General features: G+C 74.2%; 17 protein-coding genes and 2 pseudogenes. 8 read left to right on the plus strand and 11 right to left on the minus strand.

Annotation, left to right across the window (positions count from 1 at the left end):
* Positions 1–33: 33 nt before the first annotated feature.
* The 6 genes from ABZS80_RS25340 to ABZS80_RS25365 form a co-directional block, all read right to left on the minus strand.
* Complete coding sequence (locus tag ABZS80_RS25340) at positions 34–1437, minus strand: phosphatidate cytidylyltransferase (RefSeq protein WP_355059605.1); 1404 nt, start codon at positions 1435–1437, stop codon at positions 34–36.
* A gap of 256 nt (positions 1438–1693) precedes the next feature.
* Positions 1694–2251 carry a ribosome recycling factor gene (gene frr, locus ABZS80_RS25345; protein WP_151463141.1) on the minus strand — a complete coding sequence of 186 codons (558 nt, stop codon included), beginning with the start codon at positions 2249–2251 and terminating at the stop codon, positions 1694–1696.
* A gap of 87 nt (positions 2252–2338) precedes the next feature.
* Positions 2339–3106 (minus strand): UMP kinase, encoded by a 768-nt coding sequence (pyrH, locus tag ABZS80_RS25350; protein WP_091268664.1) that lies wholly within the window; start codon positions 3104–3106, stop codon positions 2339–2341.
* A 165-nt stretch (positions 3107–3271) separates the two neighbouring features.
* Entirely contained in the window at positions 3272–4099 is an 828-nt protein-coding gene (gene tsf, locus ABZS80_RS25355) for a translation elongation factor Ts (RefSeq protein ID WP_355059608.1), read from the minus strand.
* Between the two features lie 158 nt (positions 4100–4257).
* Positions 4258–5181, minus strand: coding sequence for a 30S ribosomal protein S2 (rpsB, locus tag ABZS80_RS25360; RefSeq protein ID WP_355059610.1), 924 nt, complete (start codon positions 5179–5181; stop codon positions 4258–4260).
* Positions 5182–5464: 283 nt separating this feature from the next.
* On the minus strand, positions 5465–6544 hold the full coding sequence (locus tag ABZS80_RS25365) for a hypothetical protein (RefSeq protein ID WP_355059612.1): 1080 nt from the start codon (positions 6542–6544) through the stop codon (positions 5465–5467).
* Between the two features lie 230 nt (positions 6545–6774).
* On the opposite strand from ABZS80_RS25365, the gene ABZS80_RS25370 reads away from it, so the two are divergent.
* The 4 genes and pseudogenes from ABZS80_RS25370 to ABZS80_RS25385 all read left to right on the plus strand — a co-directional run.
* Positions 6775–7119, plus strand: a complete 345-nt coding sequence (locus tag ABZS80_RS25370) for a YraN family protein (RefSeq protein ID WP_355059614.1) — start codon at positions 6775–6777, stop codon at positions 7117–7119.
* A gap of 15 nt (positions 7120–7134) precedes the next feature.
* Positions 7135–7384 (plus strand): annotated as a pseudogene (locus tag ABZS80_RS25375) (magnesium chelatase domain-containing protein); the annotation flags it as partial.
* A gap of 28 nt (positions 7385–7412) precedes the next feature.
* A complete protein-coding gene (locus ABZS80_RS25380) occupies positions 7413–8810 on the plus strand; it encodes a recombinase family protein (protein ID WP_355059616.1) in 1398 nt (465 codons plus the stop codon).
* 260 nt (positions 8811–9070) lie between these two features.
* Positions 9071–9246, plus strand: a pseudogene (locus ABZS80_RS25385) (ATP-binding protein); the annotation flags it as partial.
* Positions 9247–9435: 189 nt separating this feature from the next.
* Here ABZS80_RS25385 and ABZS80_RS25390 read toward each other — a convergent pair.
* Entirely contained in the window at positions 9436–9777 is a 342-nt protein-coding gene (locus ABZS80_RS25390) for a hypothetical protein (protein ID WP_355059618.1), read from the minus strand.
* Positions 9778–10309: 532 nt separating this feature from the next.
* Here ABZS80_RS25390 and ABZS80_RS25395 point away from each other — a divergent pair.
* The gene (locus tag ABZS80_RS25395; protein ID WP_355059619.1) at positions 10310–11494 is read left to right on the plus strand and encodes a tyrosine-type recombinase/integrase; all 1185 of its coding nucleotides are present in this window, start codon (positions 10310–10312) and stop codon (positions 11492–11494) included.
* Positions 11495–11717: 223 nt separating this feature from the next.
* Positions 11718–12899: an aminotransferase class V-fold PLP-dependent enzyme gene (locus ABZS80_RS25400; RefSeq protein ID WP_355059621.1), complete on the plus strand. Its 1182-nt coding sequence runs from the start codon at positions 11718–11720 to the stop codon at positions 12897–12899.
* On the opposite strand, the gene ABZS80_RS25405 is transcribed toward ABZS80_RS25400, so the two are convergent.
* A complete protein-coding gene (locus ABZS80_RS25405) occupies positions 12885–13538 on the minus strand; it encodes a M23 family metallopeptidase (RefSeq protein ID WP_355059622.1) in 654 nt (217 codons plus the stop codon). The two genes, ABZS80_RS25400 and ABZS80_RS25405, sit on opposite strands and share 15 nt — an antisense overlap.
* A 132-nt stretch (positions 13539–13670) precedes the next feature.
* On the opposite strand from ABZS80_RS25405, the gene ABZS80_RS25410 reads away from it, so the two are divergent.
* Complete coding sequence (locus tag ABZS80_RS25410; RefSeq protein WP_355059624.1) at positions 13671–14321, plus strand: class I SAM-dependent methyltransferase; 651 nt, start codon at positions 13671–13673, stop codon at positions 14319–14321.
* A gap of 20 nt (positions 14322–14341) precedes the next feature.
* Entirely contained in the window at positions 14342–15448 is a 1107-nt protein-coding gene (locus tag ABZS80_RS25415; RefSeq protein ID WP_355059626.1) for a sulfite oxidase, read from the plus strand.
* Positions 15449–15496: 48 nt separating this feature from the next.
* Here ABZS80_RS25415 and ABZS80_RS25420 read toward each other — a convergent pair whose 3' ends face one another.
* Genes ABZS80_RS25420 through ABZS80_RS25430 form a run of 3 tightly spaced genes read right to left on the minus strand, consistent with a single transcriptional unit; the run spans position 15497 to position 17138 of the window.
* Positions 15497–15820 carry a DUF2469 domain-containing protein gene (locus ABZS80_RS25420; RefSeq protein WP_007075222.1) on the minus strand — a complete coding sequence of 108 codons (324 nt, stop codon included), beginning with the start codon at positions 15818–15820 and terminating at the stop codon, positions 15497–15499.
* Positions 15817–16677, minus strand: coding sequence for a ribonuclease HII (locus ABZS80_RS25425; protein WP_355059627.1), 861 nt, complete (start codon positions 16675–16677; stop codon positions 15817–15819). The genes ABZS80_RS25420 and ABZS80_RS25425 overlap by 4 nt, the downstream gene beginning before the upstream one ends.
* Positions 16671–17138 carry an NUDIX hydrolase gene (locus tag ABZS80_RS25430; protein ID WP_151463128.1) on the minus strand — a complete coding sequence of 156 codons (468 nt, stop codon included), beginning with the start codon at positions 17136–17138 and terminating at the stop codon, positions 16671–16673. Before ABZS80_RS25430 ends, ABZS80_RS25425 begins: the two co-directional genes overlap by 7 nt.
* Between the last annotated feature and the right edge of the window lie 86 nt (positions 17139–17224).

Genomic DNA, 17224 nt, shown 5'->3' on the forward strand with positions numbered 1-17224 from the left:
GGCCGAGGCGACGTCACCCGCGTGATTCACGCCTCAGCCCGCCATCGGAACGAAGATCGCCAGCAGCAGGTAGGCGGTCGGCACCGCGAACAGGATCGAGTCGAGCCGGTCCATGAGGCCGCCGTGCCCGGGGAGCAGGTTGCTCATGTCCTTGACCCCGAGATCCCGCTTGATCATGGACTCGGCGAGGTCGCCGAGGACCGCCGCGCCGGAGATCGCCACCCCGAACAGCGCACCCCACCAGGGGGCCACATCGAGCAGCAGCCAGAGCAGCAGGGCGCTGCCCGCGGCCGCCGCGGTCACCGAGCCCGCGAAGCCCTCCCAGGACTTCTTCGGGCTGATCGTGGGAGCCATCGGATGCTTGCCGAAGGCGACGCCGGCCGCGTAGCCGCCGGTGTCGGAGAGCACGACGGCGACCAGGGTGACCAGCACCCGCAGGTGACCGTCGTCGGGTGCGGCCGCCAGCATCGCCGCGAAACCGCCGAGGAAGGGCACGTAGACCGCGATCAGGGTCGCCGCGGTGAGATCGCGCTGGTAGTTGCCCGGGCCGTCGCCCAGCCGCCAGATCATCGTGCCCAGCACGGTGACCAGCAGGCCGAGACAGAGCGCGTCCGGACCGGCGAACCAGGCCAACCCGACGGTGATCACGCCACCGGCGACCAGCGGCACCAGCGGCGGGTGGGCGCCGCTGCGGCGGACCGCGCCGGCCATCTCCCACGAGCCGATCGCCACCGCGGCGGCGATCACGGCGAGGAACGCCGGCAGGTAGAAGAAGAGCGGCACCACGATGGCCGCGCCCAGGGCCAGCCCGACACCGATCGCGGCCGGCAGGTTACGGCCCGCCTTGGAGGTCTTCGGCTGGGCGGTCGGCGGACGGTCCGCGCTGGCCCGCCGTCGGCCCCGCGACCGGCGCGCCGCCGACGGCTCCGGATCCGGTCCGGGCTCGTCGCGCACCGCCGGGAGCTGGGTGGTCGGCTCGTCGCGTACCGGAGCGATCTGGGCCGTCGGGTACTCGTCGTCGGGCCGGTCGTAGCCCCGGCCCCGCGGGGACGCGTCGTAGCGTTCCCTCGGGTCGGCGCCCCGACCCGGATCGCTCGGCTCGTGGTCCCACAGGTCCCGGTCCGCCGTGCCGAAACCGCCGGGACCGGCGTCCCGGTGGCCCGCGTCCACGTGACCCGGCCCGCGGGGGGCCGGCTCGTCGCGCCAGCCCCGCTCGGGGGCCGGCGGTCCGTCGTACGGCCGGCGGCCGCGCGGCGCGTCGTAGCCGTCAGCCGGTCGGGCGTGCGGGTCGGCGGCGGGCGGCCGGGCGTACGCCTCCGGGCCGGCAGCCGGCCGGTGCCAGGGCCCGGGCTCCAGGTCGGTCTCCGGCCAGGGCAGCGGGGCCGGGCGGTCCCAGCCGCGCGGCTCGGCGTTGCCGTAGGGGTCGGGGTGGGACATCACGCACCGGCAGGCGGTACGGGAGCCACCACATGACGCAAGACCAAGACCATCCCCTACAGCCGCGAGCAGTTCCGGTTGACCGGCCCGACGGCCGGCCGATCCCCGCCGTTCACCCGGTGGTGGGCGGGAATCGTGCCGAGCCTACTGCACCCGGGAAGCCCGCACGGCGGACGTGGGCCGGCACGACGACGGCACCGGGCCGCCACCCGGGGCGGGGCGGCGGCACACCGGTGCCGTGGCGGTACGCGGGCGCTCAGACCTCGAGCAGCTCGTTCTCCTTGTGCTTGACCAGCTCGTCGACGGTGGCGACGAAGCGCTGGGTCAGGTCGTCCAGCTCCTTCTCCGCACGCCGGCCCTCGTCCTCGCCGACCTCGCCGTCCTTGACCAGACGGTCCAGCTCTTCCTTGCCCTTGCGGCGGATGTTGCGGACGGCCACCTTGGCCTCCTCGCCCTTGTGCCGGGCGACCTTGATCATCTCGCGGCGCCGCTCCTCGGTCATCTGCGGGAGCACGATGCGCAGCTGGTTGCCCTCGTTGTTCGGGTTGACCCCGAGGTCCGAGTCGCGGATCGCCTTTTCCATGGCGTTCAACTGCGAGTTGTCGTACGGCTTGATGATCACCATGCGCGGCTCCGGCACGGCGATGGACGCCATCTGCGGCAGCGGGGTCGGGCTGCCGTAGTAGTCGATGACGATCCGGGAGAACATGGCGGCGTTGGCGCGACCGGTGCGGATCCCGCCGAACTCCTCCTTGGCGTGCTCGATGGCACGCTCCATCTTCTCCTCTGCCTCGAGGAGGGTGTCGTCGATCACCGGTCTCCTCGCCTCCTTCTGTCGCTCGTCGTGGGCTGTGCGGGTGCTGCTGTTGTCGGAGGACCGCTGCCGGCTCGGCGGAACCGGTCAGGCGGTGATCAGCGTGCCGATCTTCTCACCGCCGACGGCACGGACGATCGTGTCGTCGCCCTGGGCGCCGAAGACCAGCATCGGCAGGCCGTTCTCCATGCAGAGGCTGAACGCCGCGGCGTCGGCCACCCGCAGGTTGCGGCGCAGCACCTCGGAGAAGGTGATCGAGTCGAGCTTGCTCGCCGTCGGGTCGATCCGGGGGTCGGCCGTGTAGACAGCGTCCACGCCGTTCTTGCTCATCAGCACCACGTCGGCGCGGATCTCCAGCGCCCGCTGGGCGGCCACCGTGTCGGTGGAGAAGTAGGGCATTCCGGCGCCCGCACCGAAGATGACCACGCGGCCCTTCTCCAGGTGCCGGATCGCCCGCAGCGGGATGTACGGCTCGGCGACCTGGGCCATGGTGATGGCGCTCTGCACCCGGGTCTCGATGCCCTCCTTCTCCAGGAAGTCCTGGAGCGCCAGGCAGTTCATGACCGTGCCCAGCATGCCCATGTAGTCGGCGCGGGCCCGGTCCATGCCGCGCTTCTGCAGCTCGGCGCCGCGGAAGAAGTTGCCGCCGCCGACCACCACGGAAACCTGCACGCCGCGGCGCACCACGGTGGCGATCTGCCGGGCGATGGCCTGCACGACGTCCGGGTCGACGCCGATCGCACCGCCACCGAAGACCTCGCCGGAGAGCTTCAGCACCACCCGGCGGGCCCGACCGGGCGGCGGGGCCGTCGGGTCATCCGCCGCCAGGCTCCGGTCACTCACAACCTGCGTCATCCGACCCGCCCCTTCCGTCGCGCACCTCGTGGGCGCCGCGTACCGCGTACCTACCGCTGCCGACCCTATGTGACGAGGAGGCCGCGGTGCCTGTCACGTACACCGGCGGCCTCCTCGTCGAAGAATTCCCTGTGCCCGGGCGCGTCAAGCGCCCGGAGCGGCGGCTCAGGCCTGGCCGACCTCGAACCGCACGAAGCGCGTCACCTCGATGCCGGCCTCGGCCAGCAGCTGCTTCACCGTCTTCTTGTTGTCGGCGACCGACGACTGCTCCAGCAGGACGAAGTCCTTGAAGAAGGCGTTGACCCGGCCCTCGACGATCTTCGGCAGCGCCGCCTCGGGCTTGTTCTCCTCGCGGGCGGTCTGCTCGGCGATGCGCCGCTCGGACTCGACGGTCTCGGCCGGGACCTCGTCGCGGGTCAGGTACTTCGGCCGCATGGCGGCGATCTGCATGGCCACGCCGCGGGCGTCCGCGTCGCCGGCCTCGTCCGCCTTCCCGCTGTACTGCACGAGCACGCCGACCGCCGGGGGCAGGTCCTGGCTCTTGCGGTGCAGGTAGACCGCGGTGGTGCCGTCGAGCTTGGCGAAGCGGTTGAGCACCAGCTTCTCGCCGATCTTGGCGGACTGCTCCTGGATCAGGTCGGCCACGCTCTTGCCGTCGATGGTGCTGGCGAGCAGCTCCTCGGCGTTGGTCGCGCCGCTGGCCACACCGTGCTCGACCAGCTGCTGGGCCAGCGCGATGAAGGCGTCGTTCTTGGCGACGAAGTCGGTCTCGCAGTTGAGCTCGAGCAGCGCCTGGCCGGCGTGGGCGATGAGGCCGTTGGCGGCCGTGCGACCGGCCCGCTTGCCGACGTCCTTGGCACCCTTGACGCGCAGGATCTCGATGGCCTTGTCGAAGTCGCCCTCGGCCTCGGTCAGCGCCTTCTTGGAGTCCATCATGCCGGCGCCGGTGAGGTCGCGGAGCTTCTTGACGTCCGCGGCGGTGAAGTTGGACATGACTCTCTCTTCGGTGTCTGAGACTGCGTTCGAATGTCTGGCTGCCGGTTACCCGGATTTCTGGCCGCCGGTCTGCCCGGCTCCGGGCCGGTTCTGCCCGGCGTACCCGTCGCGCCCCACCGACCGTGAAAACGGACGGTGGGGACGCGACGGCGAGATCACTCCGCGGCGGCGGTCGCCGGCTGCTCGGCGGTCGCCGGCTGCTCGGCGGTCGCCGGCTGCTCGGCGGTCGCCGGCTGCTCGGCAGCGGTCGCCGGCTGCTCGGCAGCGGTCGCCGGCTGCTCGTCGGCCTTCTTCGGCTCCTCGAGCAGCTCGCGCTCCCACTCGGCCAGCGGCTCGTCGGCGCCGACCTGGCCCGGCTCCGGCTTCTCGTCGCCGCCACGGCCACGGCCGGAGCGGGCGATCAGACCGTCGGCCACGGCGGCAGCGACGACCTTGGTCAGCAGCTCGGCCGAGCGGATCGCGTCGTCGTTGCCCGGGATCGGGAAGTCGACCTCGTCCGGGTCGCAGTTGGTGTCGAGCACGGCGATCACCGGGATGCCCAGCTTGCGGGCCTCGTCGACGGCGATGTGCTCCTTCTTGGTGTCGACGATCCAGACCGCGGCCGGGAGCTTCTGCATGTCGCGCAGGCCACCGAGGGTCTTGCTCAGCTTCACCTTCTCGCGGGAGAGCTGCAGGGTCTCCTTCTTGGTGTAACCGGCGGCGGTGCCGCTCAGGTCACCCAGGGCCTCCAGCTCCTTCATCCGCTGCAGCCGCTTGTACACCGTCTGGAAGTTGGTCAGCATGCCGCCGAGCCAGCGGTGGTTCACGTACGGCTGGCCGACCCGGGTCGCCTGCTCGGCGATGGCCTCCTGGGCCTGCTTCTTGGTGCCGACGAAGAGGATGCTGCCGCCCCCGGCCACCGTGGTGCGCACGAACTCGTACGCCTTCTCGATGTAGTCGAGGGTCTGGCGCAGGTCGATGATGTAGATACCGTTGCGCTCGGTGAAGATGAAGCGCTTCATCTTCGGGTTCCAGCGCCGGGTCTGGTGCCCGAAGTGGACACCGCTCTCCAGCAGCTGACGCATGGTCACGACGGCCATGGTGGGGTACTCCCTGTTTGTCCCTGGTTGTCCCGTCCGGCCGGCGGCCGGACGCCTGGCGCCCGGTCGTCGGCCATGGTGGGCCCGATCAGAGATCGGGACCAGGGAGGCCGCCGCCCCACGAGATCCGTGGAGAGGGCGCGCGAGGTCGACCGCGCAAGGCGGTCGCCAGTCGACCAGTGTACGCCCCTTCCCCGCCCCCCGGTCCCGGGGTTCGGGAACGCCCATCCGGCCCTGTTCCGGACGCTCCACGCGGAGCGCCGAGCCCGGGCGGCCGACGTGGTCAGCGGGCGGCGAGGGCGGCGGCGAGGAAGAGCACCAGTCCGACGGTCAGGTAGGCGGTCGGCGGGCGGAGCCAGCCGCGGCTGCCGTCGGCGAGCGCGAGCCCTCCGGTGCGCAGCCCGTACAGGCCGGTGCCGAAGATCGGCAACCCGATGACCAGGAACGTGCCCACCACGACGTGCGAGGTGGAGACCGGGTCGCCGACCAGGCCCCGCAGCAGCACCCGCAGGGCGGGTACCTCCAGGACCAGCACCATCACCGCGAGCAGCACCGCGAGGGCCGGGCGGCGGGTGCGGTAGACCCCGTCGCCGGGCGGCGGGCCGTCCGGCCGGGGCGCGACCGACGGCATGGGGCCGGTGGGCATCTCCAGCGGATGCGGCGCCGGCCCGGCCGTCGCCTCCGGCGCGGGGCCGCCCGGGCGTTCCCCGACGATCAGCGGGCTCGCCCCGCCGGGGCTGGGCCGGTCCCCCACGCCGATCGGCGTCGCACCAGTCTGGGCCGGCCCGACCGGACGGGCCGGCTCGACGACCGGGTAGCCGCCGGCCGGGCCGGAACGCAACGGGTCGGCGGCGCGGTCCGTGGCGAGGGAACCGGCGGACTCGCGAGCCGGGTAGCCGGCCGCGGAACCGGGACGCAGCGGGTCCGCGGCGAGCGGATCGGCGGACTCGCGGGCCGGGTAGCCGGCCGTGGAACCGGGACGCAGCGGATCGGCGGGCTCCCGGGCCGGGTAGCCGCCCGCCGAGCCGGAACGCAGCGGGTCGACGCCGTGGTCCGCGCCGAACGGGTCGGCGGACTCGCGGGCCGACCGTCGGCCGCCGCGCTCCCCCGGTAGCTCGCCCGAGGTTTCCACCGGGTCGTCCAGCCGGTGCGGCCGCCAGCCGTCCGTGTCGTCGCTCAGCGGGTCGGCGGTCCCGAACCGGCCCGGGTCGCCGTACCGGTTCTCCCCCGTGCGCTGCTCCGGGGCCCGGAGGTCGTCGTCGCGGTAGCGCGGTTCGCCGCCGGCACGCCAGTCCGGCTCGTACCCGCGGTCGCCCCAGTGCGAGTCCTGCTGATCGTCGGGAAAGCTCCGTCGTCCGTCCACGACCGGCACGGTATGCGACCGGCACCACGCGCGCCATTCGGACCGCTCGGAGCATCGCCGCTGGTCACGGACGACATAGGCGGTCATCACAGGCACCCGGCCCAGCAGCGGCCCGGCCGGGCCCAGCACAGCGGCACCATGATCGTGCGTCCGTCCACAGGGGCCTCCGTCGTCCACAGGCCGCCCCGCTCCAGACCCACCGCCGGCACCGCCCACCACACGCTGACGGCATGACGAAGCGGAACCAGGCCGTCGGGGCGTACGGCGAGCGGTGCGCGGTCCGACACCTGATCGAGGCGGGGCTGCGCCCGGTCGCCCGGAACTGGCGATGCCCCGAGGGGGAGATCGACATCATCGCCTGGGAGGGGCCGGTACTCGCCTTCTGCGAGGTGAAGACCCGACGCACGGAGGACCTCGGCAGTCCGGCCGAGGCGGTGGTGCGGGCCAAGGCGCACCGGCTGCGCGGGCTGGCGGCGCGCTGGCTCGCCCCCACGGGCACCACCGCCGAGGAGGTCCGCTTCGACGTCCTGGCGGTCCGGCTCCCGGTCGCCGGACCGTCCGGGTCGAGCACCTGAGGGCGCGTTCTGACCATGAGCTACGCCAAGGTGCTCTGCGTCGGCCTGGTCGGGATGGCCGGGCACGTGGTCGAGGTGGAGTCCGACCTGGCCCCCGGGCTGCCCGGCATGGCGATCTCGGGCCTGCCCGACACCGCGCTGCACGAGGCCCGGGACCGGGCCCGCGGCCATCGTCAACTCGGGCCAGAAGTGGGCGAACCGCCGGATCACCCTCAACCTGCTGCCGGCCACGCTGCCGAAATACGGCTCCGCCTTCGACCTCGCGAACGTCAAGTTATGCCATACTCAGCGCCATGACGCGAGCCGCCATCTATGTCCGGATCAGTCGGGATCGCGAAGGAGGCGGGCTCGGCGTGGCCCGTCAAGAGGCCGACTGCCGGGAGCTGGCCGGGCGGCACGGGCTGACCGTAGCGCAGGTCTACAGCGACAACGACCTATCCGCCTACAGCGGCAAGCCGCGCCCGTCCTACCGGCGGATGCTCGACGACATCGCCGCTGCCCGCGTCGACGCCGTCCTGGCTTGGCACACCGACCGCCTCCACCGCTCCCCCACCGAGCTGGAGGAATACATCACCGCCTGCGAGCCGCGCGGCGTGCCCACCTTCACCGTCAAGGCCGGCCCGCTCGACCTGAGCACCCCGAGCGGCCGCATGGTGGCGCGGCAGCTCGGCGCGGTCGCCCGGTACGAGGTTGAACACCAGGTCGAGCGGCAGCAACGCGCCAAGCTCCAAGCCGCCGCCGACGGCCGGTGGGCCGGCGGCCGTCGGCCGTACGGGTACGAGCCCGACGGGGTGACGCTGCGGCCCGAGGAGGCTCGGACGGTCGCCGAGGCCACCGACGCGATCCTGTCCGGCGCGAGCCTACGCGGGCAGGCCGCCGATATGAACGCGCGTGGGCTGCTCACCTCCACCGGCCGGCCGTGGACCGCGACCGAGCTGCGGAAGGTGCTGCTGCGCGCCCGGAACGCCGGCCTACGGGAGCACCGCGGCGAGATCGTGGGGCCGGCCGCGTGGCCGCCGCTAGTCGACGAGGACCGGTGGCGGGCGCTGGTGTCCGCGCTGACCCATCCCGGCCGCCGTACGCAGTGGTCGTCGGCCCGCCGGTGGCTGCTCTCCGGGCTGGCGGTGTGCGGGGTGTGCGGCGAGCCGATCCGGGCCACTCTGCAGAACAGCGCCCGCCGTGGCGTCCCGTCGTACACCTGCAAGGCGCAGCGGTGCGTGAGCCGAAACGCCGAAGAGCTGGACGCGTACGTCGGCGCAGTGGTCGTCGAACGGCTCTCCCGGCCGGACGTCGCCCAACTGCTCACCGCGACCGGCGGCCGCACCGCCGGCGCGCTCCAGCTCGACGCGGCCGGTCTGCGAAAGCGGCTCGACGGCCTGGCCGCCGCGTACGCAGACGGGGCGATCGACGTCCGGCAGCTGCGCGAGGGGTCGGAGCGGCTGCGTCGCCGGCTCGCCGAGGTGGAGGACCAGTTGGCCACCGCCGGTGGCGGTGACGCGCTGGCTGGCCTGGTCGGCGTGGCGGAGCCGGGCAAGGCGTGGGACGCGCTGGACCTGCACCGGCGCCGGGCGGTCGTCGACAAGCTGATGACGGTGACCGTGCACCGGACACGGAAGGGGCGGCCGCGCGGTTGGACGCCGGGCAGTTCCTACTTTGACCCGTCCACGGTCGACATCGCCTGGAAGGCGTGAGTCTCCGGGGCTGTCGGTGAGTGAGAGCTCTAACGCCGCGTAAAGGATCATGGCTGCTAGGCTTTTTAGCTGACGTCGACGGAGGCGGCCCGGGGAGGCCCGTAGAGCTGATGACCGACGTCCTGATCTCGAAGCGCGCCAGGTATGCCGCGCTGAAGCGCTGTCACGGCGCGGACCACCCTGCCACGCAAGCCGCATCCCGTGAGCTGCGCGAGGAATCGCTTGCCCGGCATAGCCGCCGTGTGCGGCGGGAAGACCAACTCGCCGAGCGGCTGCCGTCGGTCCTGCCGGAGCTCGACGACGCCGCCACCCTGGAGGTCACTGCCCTGCACTCGATCGCCGGCCTCCTGCCGCCCGGCGGCCGGCTGCTCCGCCGGCCCCCGTTCCAGGCCCCGCACCACACCGCCACGGTGCCGGCCGTGTCGTGATGGGCGGTGCCCTGAGGGTGGCGACCTCGCAAGCTCTCCATGTTGGAGGAACTGGCCATGGTGGTGCGCCGCGACGACGGCTACGCCCTCGCGCCGCCGCCGGAGTGCGGGACCGGGGCCGGCCGGGCGCCGACGGGCATTAGCTCCGGTCCGTCCGCCGCTTCGCCGGGCTGACCTGCCCGGGCCTGTCTGTGCGCTCAGTCGCCCTCGAACCGGATTTCGGCGTCGCGGCTGTCCAGGCAGCGCCGGGCCAGAAGGGCCAGCCGGCGGACCTGGTCGACCTCCGACGGCGCCCGGGCCACCTCCGCCAGGCAGCGCAGCTCGGCCAGCAGTTGCGGCACCCCCTCGACGTCCACCACCAGCTCACCGATCGGGTCGACCCGGTCCAGCAGCGGCGTACGACCGCCGCCCCGCACCCGCTTGAGCAGGTCCAGCAGGACATCGTGCGGGTCCGCCACCACGTCGGTCGAGACGTACGACGGTCGGCGGCGAACGGGCCCGGCCCGCACCTGCCGATAGAGGACGGCATCCACCCCCACGCTCGGTCCCTCCTCCCACCGGCGTCGCCGCCCCCGGGGACGCCCGTTCCGATCCGTCTCGCGTATCACCCTTCCGCGCCGTCACCACGCCGGTACGCCCCCAGCGCCCGGCCGCCCGCCGTGACGGGGTGTCGGCACCTGTCGGCAACGCCGGCCGTTCGCCCGTCGGCGACCCGGAACGATGCCACTGTCCTGTTCGTAGGAACAGTTTCTCCTGTCCAGGGCCAGGTCAGCCACCCCGAACGGCGTGCCGCGCCGCATCAGGTTCGGTTTCGTCGCGCTGCCGATGCGACCGCCCGCCGGATCCGAACGGTGCCCGGCGCGGCGCCGTCGGACCCCGAACGGTGCCCGCGGCGTAGACGGCGGCGGCCAGGTCGGCGTCGCCCCGACGGTCAGCGGGCTCCGGCCCGGAGCGGCGGCCGGCCGCCACCTGCCCACGCACGTAGGGTGAATCGGTGTCTCCCGACCGCCCATTTACCGCGCCGGAGCGCGCCGGGCGTCCTCGGCGCCGACGAGTCAGCCGGAATCCCCGATGACGGACCAGCGGCGCGGCACGCGGGCGGCCCACGAGGCGCTGCCGGCGCCCATGCGGGAGGCGGTGGACGACTTCGCCGACCACCTGGCCCGGGTGCGCAACCGGTCCACCCACACCGTGCGGGCGTACGTGACGGACCTCGTCTCGCTGCTCGACCACGCGGTGCGGATGGGTTGCACCGACCTGTCGGAGCTGGACCTGACCGTGCTGCGGAGCTGGCTGGCGAAGCAGCGCACCATGGGTACGGCCCGGACGTCCCTGGCCCGGCGGGCCGCCGCCGCCCGCACGTTCAGCGCCTGGGCGCACCGGGCCGGCCTGCTGGCCGCCGACGTGGCCGCTCCACTGGCCAGTCCCAGGGCGCACCGCGAGCTGCCCACCGTCCTGCGGGCCGACCAGGCCGCCGCGCTGATGGATGCCCCGGACCGAAGCCGCACCCGGACGACGACCGACGCCGGCGCCCAGACCCGGGACGAGGACGACACCCTGCCCGGGAGCGGGAACGCCGAGCCGACACGGGATCCGGACGACGCGCGGTCCCGCAGCGGAAACGGCAAGCCGGCCGGGGACGAGCACGACACCCGGCCCCGGGGGGACGACTCCGAACGGGTTGGAGGCGGGAACGTCGCGACGGCGGGCCGCGCCACCGCGCCGACCGGGAGCGGGAACGACGAGCCCGACGCGGTGCTGCTGCGTGACCGGCTGCTGCTCGAACTGCTCTACGGCACCGGGGTGCGGATCAGCGAGGCCTGCGGCCTCGACGTCACCGACGTCGACGAGGCCCGCCGGGTGGTACGCGTGCTCGGCAAGGGCGGGCGCGAACGGGCCGTGCCCTACGGGGTGCCCGCGCAGCGGGCCCTCGACGCCTGGCTCGCCCATGGCCGGCCGGCCCTGGCGGCGCCCCGCTCGGACCGCGCGCTGCTGCTCGGGGCCCGGGGCGGCCGGCTCAACCCCACCACGGCCCGCCGGATCGTCGCCGGGTACGCCGAGGCCGCCGGCCTGCCGCGGGTGACCCCGCACGGGCTCCGGCACTCGGCCGCCACCCATCTGCTGGAGGGCGGCGCGGACCTGCGCGCCGTACAGGAGCTGCTGGGGCACTCCTCGCTCGCCAGCACCCAGATCTACACGCACGTGTCGGTGGAGCGGCTGCGCGCGGCGTACCGGCAGGCACACCCGCGAGCCTGACCGCGCCCAACGTGCGCTTCCTGGAGATGCTCGACTTCGGGCTGGTCCCTGCGGCGGCGTGGTGGCCTGGTCGGGAGCCGGAGCTGTGTCGGCGGCCGGTCAGGCACCGCCACCGGCCGACCGCAAAGCGGCGACACACAGCGCATTCGGCGGCCGGCCGGAAGGTGGCCCGTGCCAGCCTGAAGCGGCGGGCTGATGATCCACGGCGGGCTACGATCACCCGATGACGGTTCCGCAGCCGCCCGAGCCGATCCCCGGGGCTCGGCTGCTCTTCTCCCTCGACCCGTCGGTCAGCCATCTCAACCACGGATCGTTCGGCGCCGTCCCGATCGCCGTGCAGCGCGCCCAGCAGCGCCTGCGTGACGAGATGGAGGCCAACCCGCTCCGCTTCTTCACCCAGGGTCTGGTGGACCGGATCGCGCACACCCGGCGGCACCTGGCCACCTTCCTCGGCGCGGATCCGGAGGGCACGGCCCTGGTCGGCAACGCCACCGCCGGCGCCGCCATCGTGCTCCAGTCGCTCGGGCTGGGTCCCGGCGACGAGGTGGTGACCACCGACCACGGGTACGGGGCGGTCGGCTTCTCGGTGGACCGGGAGTGCGCCCGGACCGGCGCGGTGTCGCGGATGCTGCCCGTGCCGCTGACCGCCACCGACGAGGAGGTGGTGGAGATCGTCCGGGCCGGGCTGCGTCCCGGGCGGACGAGGCTGCTGATCGTCGACGAGATCGCCTCGCCCACGGCCCGGCTGTTCCCGACGGCGGCGATCGTCGGGGTGGCCCGGGAGCACGGGGTGCCGGTGCTGGTCGACGCCGCGCACGCCCCGGGCATGCTGCCGACCACGGTGGCCTCGGTCGGCGCCGACTTCTGGGTGGGCAACCTGCACAAGTGGGCGTACGCGCCGCGCGGCACCGCCGCGTTGGTGGTGGCCGAGCGGTGGCGGGAGCGGATCCAACCGCTGGTCGTCTCCTGGGAGCAGGGCAGCGGGTTCCCCACCCGGGTGGAGTGGCAGGCGACCCTCGACTACACCGGCTGGCTGGCCGCCCCGGTCGGCCTGTTCACCCTGCGCAGCCTCGGCCTGGACCGGGTGCGGTCGCACAACGCGGCGCTGGCCGCGTACGGGCAACGGGTGGTCGGGGACGCGCTCGGGGTGGCGCCGGCCGACCTGCCGGAGCCCGGCGGACCGACGGTCGCCATGCGGCTGATCCCGCTGCCGCCGGGCCTCGCCACGACGATGGACGCGGCCCGGGACCTGCGGGCCCGGATCGCGGACCGGCTCTCGGTCGAGGTGTCGACGGCCGCCTGGAACGGTCGTGGCTACCTGCGCCTGTGCGGCCAGGTCTACAACACCCCCGACGAGTACGACCGGCTGGCCGTCCGGCTGCCCGCGCTGCTAGCCCAGGGCTGAGCGGCGGGCGCGGCGGGCGGCGGGCGGCGGGTCGAGCGGGAGTAGCCGGACGGGGCCGAGCCCGAGCAGGGCGAGCGGGTCCAGATACTCCTCGCCCCGCCGCAGCCCCCAGTGCAGGCATGCCGCCGCGACGCAGCCGGGGTGCCCGGCGCTCAGCAGGCCGATCGGTGTGCCGGCGGCGACGCGGGCACCGGCCGCCGGGCCGGGGAGGACCGGCTCGTAGGTGGTGCGCAGCCCGTCGGCGTGCCCGACGGTGACCACCGGCCGCCCGGCCACAGTGCCGGCGAAGAGGACCACCCCGGCGCCCGCCGAGCGGACCTGGGCGCCCGGGGTGGCGGCCAGGTCCACGCCCCGGTGCCCGGGCAGCCAGGGCTCGGGCGGCGGGGCGAATCGGCGCGTGACGCGCGGCGTGCCGGCCAGCGGCCAGCGGAACCGCCCCACGGGCGCGCCGGCCACGGACGCGCCGGGCGATCCCGGTGGCGGCACGGCCACGGCCGGCGAAGACGACGGCGCCCGCGGCGGCGGGGCGATGGGCGCCACCCCGGCACCGGCCGGCGCCGGACGCGCAACCGGCAGGGTCGGGGCGACGAGCAGCACGCTCACGAGGGCCGCGCCGGCCCGGCTCGACAGGATCCACACGCCACCGCAATCTGCCGGCCGCAGCACCCCCGCGACCACCCGGGGGCCGCCACTGTGGACAGCCGCCGACCTGTGGACACACCCCCACACACGGGACCGATCTGCTACCGGCGCGCCGCCTATGCTGGCCGCGTGACGAAGGACTGGTACGCCTGGCACACCGACTACGACCAGCCCGATTCCTCCCTGTCCCGACGGCTCGCCGAGGTGCGGGACCGCATCGCGGAGGCGCTGGACGGCGCGCCGCCCGGGCCGCTGCGGGCGATCAGCCTCTGCGCCGGGCAGGGGCGGGACCTCATCCCGGTGCTCGCCGGCCATCCGCGCGGCCGGGACGTGACGGCCCGCCTCGTGGAGCTGGACCCGCGCAACGCCGAGGTCGCCCGGCGGGCCGCCACCGAGGCGGGGCTGACCGGCGTGGAGGTGGTCGTCGGGGACGCGGCGTCGACCGACCGGTACGCCGACCTCGTGCCGGCGGAGCTCGTCCTGGTGTGCGGCATCTTCGGCAACATCACCGACGCCGACATCCGGGCCACCGTGCGGCACTGCGCCTCGCTCTGCGCCACCGGCGGCACGGTGTTCTGGACCCGGCACCGCGGCGAACCGGACCTGGTGCCCACCATCTGCGACTGGTTCGCCGAGGAGGGCTTCAGGCCGGTCGCGGTGAGCAGCCCGGCCGAGAGGGTCGGCGTCGGCGTGCACCGCTTCGGCGGCCGGCCCCGCCCGCTGGAGCCGGGCGCGACGATGTTCGAGTTCATCGGCTACGGCCGTCTCACCCACCCCTGAACAGGCCGAGGAGCAGCGAGATGACCACCGTGGACGATGTGAGCCGGCCCTCCCGGGTCGCCGGACCGGACGAGGCGATCAGCGCCGAGGAACTCCAGTTGGCGGCGCGCAACCACGGCATACCGCTGGAGGCGCTGCGCTACGACGTGACCCCGGCCGGGCTGCACTACCTGCTCATCCACTACGACATCCCGGACGTCGACCCGGCGGCGCACGCGCTGACCGTGGGTGGCGCGGTGGCGAGTCCGCTGCGCCTGGACCTGGCGGCCCTGCGGGAGCGGCCCCGGGTCACCCGCCGGGTGACGATGGAGTGCGCGGGGAACGGCCGGGCGCTGCTGCAGCCCCGCCCGGTGAGCCAGCCGTGGCTGGTGGAGGCGGTGGGCAACGCCGAGTGGACGGGCACCCCGCTGGCGCCGCTGCTGCGGGAGGCCGGGGTGGCGGCCGACGCGGTGGACGTGGTCTTCACCGGCGCGGACCACGGGGTGGAGCGCGGCGTCGAGCAGGACTACCAGCGGGCGCTGCCGGTGGCGGACGCGCTGCGCGAGGAGGTGCTGCTGGCGTACGAGATGAACGGCGCTCCCCTGCTGCCGCAGCACGGTGCGCCGCTGCGGCTGATCGTGCCCGGCTGGTACGGCATGGCGCACGTCAAGTGGCTGCGCGACATCCGGGTGCTGACCGAGCCGTTCGACGGCTACCAGAACGCGGTGGCGTACCGGCTGCGGCAGGACGCCGACGACCCCGGCGTGCCGGTGACCCGGATCGAGCCCCGCGCGCTGGTCCGCCCGCCGGGCTTCCCGGACTTCATGTCGCGCACCCGGGTGCTGCGGCCGGGCCCGTGCACGGTGGACGGTCGGGCCTGGTCGGGGCACGCGCCTGTGACGGCCGTCGAGGTGACCTTCGACGGCGGTACGACGTGGGTGCCGGCGACGCTGGACGAGCCCACCGGGGGCGAGTGGGCGTGGCGGCGGTGGCAGGTGTCGTGGCGGGCCACGCCGGGGCGGCACGTGCTGGGCGCCCGGGCGGTCGACGCCTCGGGGCGGACCCAGCCGGTCGAGCAGCCGTGGAACCGGGGCGGGTTCGCGAACAACCTGGTGCAGCGGGTCGAGGTGGTCGTGCTGGCGGAGTGATCCGCCTCGGGCGGTCGGTCGGGCCTTCGGGCCCGCCGGCCGCTGGGGTCAGCCCCCGAATCCGGAATCTGCGGGAAGCGAGATGTCGGGCTTTTCGAGCTCTTCCACATTGACGTCCTTGAACGTCATCACGCGGACATTCTTGACGAAACGGGCGGGGCGGTACATGTCCCACACCCAGGCGTCGTGCATCTCGACCTCGAAGTAGACCTCGCCGTCCGAGTTACGCACGTGCAGGTCGACCTGGTTCGCCAGGTAGAAGCGGCGCTCGGTCTCCACCACGTAGGAGAATTGGCGGACAATGTCGCGGTACTCCCGGTAGAGCTGCAGCTCCATCTCGGTTTCGTACTTCTCGAGATCTTCCGCGCTCATCGCACTCCGCCTTCCATGACCACATCTTCCCCCACCGACGCCGGAGGTCGCGGCTGCTCGCCCAACGCCACGCCGACGGTACCCCCTGCCGCGTCGGAGCGCTCCATCGGCTCGTCCGGGCCGTCGTCGAACGCACCATCCGGGGCGCCGAAGAGCACCTCGTCCGGCCTGCCGGCGGCCGGCCGGCGGGAGCGGGGCGGCCGCCCGTCCCGTCCCGAGACGGTGGCCACGTTCACATACGAGAAGCGGTGTTCCCGGCAGGGCCCCCGCTCGCGCAGCGCGGCGCTGTGCTCGGGGGTGATGTAGCCCTTGTGCTCGGCGAAGCCGTAGCCCGGGTGCCGCTCGTCCAGGTCCACCATGATCCGGTCCCGGGTGACCTTGGCGAGCACGCTCGCCGCCGCCACGCAGGCGGCCACCCGGTCCCCCTTCCACACCGCCAGCCCGGGCACGTCCAGCCCGTCCACGCCGAAGCCGTCGGTGAGCACGTATTCCGGGCGGGTGGTCAGCGAGGCGAGCGCCCGGCGCATGGCGGCCAGGTTGCACACGTGCAGCCCGCGCGCGTCGACCTCCTCGGCGGGGATGATCACCACCGCGTACGCCAGGGCCCGCGCCACGACCTCCTCGTAGACCCGCTCTCGGGCCGCCGGGGTCAGCAGCTTCGAGTCGGCCAGCTCGTCGATCTCGCCGCGCCGCCCCTCGGGCAGGATCGCCGCGGCGGCCACCAGCGGTCCGGCACAGGCGCCCCGGCCGGCCTCGTCGGCGCCGGCCACGTGCCGGAAGCCGCGCCGTTGCAGCGCCCGCTCCAGCGCGTAGAGGCCGCCGTCGCGGCGTACCACGGTGCGCGGCGGGGTCAGCACGGCACACCCCCGGCGAGCGCCCGGGTGAGCCGGTCCGCCAGGTCCGGCGGGTAGTAGCGCTCGGTCGTGGCGGCCAGCTCGCCGGCCGACCACCAGCGGTGGCCGTGCACGCTGGCCCGCTCGACCTCGTCGAAGCCGGCCGTGTCGACCTCCCAGGTCGGCACCCGGACCAGGAAGAACTCCTGTTCCTGCCGGTACCAGACCCCGTCGAACGGGAACTCGACCGTCTCCGCCCAGACCGGGGCGCCCAGCTCGGCCGGGGTGAGCCGCAGCCCGGTCTCCTCGGCCAGCTCGCGTGCCGCGCCCGCGGCCGGGGTCTCCCCCGGGTCGAGGCCGCCGCCCGGGGTGAACCAGTAGCGGTGGCCCGGCCGGGCCGGATCACTGCCCTCGAAGAGCAGCACCCGGTCGGACGCGTCGACGAGCAGCACGCGGGCCGCGCGACGAGGGGTGTAGACGGTCACCGCACAAGCCTGCCAGACGCCTCCGACGAACGGCCACGCCCTCCGGCTCCCCGGGGCGGGCGTCGTTCACGGAAGTGGGCCGACAG

The organism is Micromonospora sp. NPDC005305 (assembly GCF_040607315.1).
In the GTDB taxonomy this organism is placed as follows: Bacteria; Actinomycetota; Actinomycetes; order Mycobacteriales; family Micromonosporaceae; genus Micromonospora.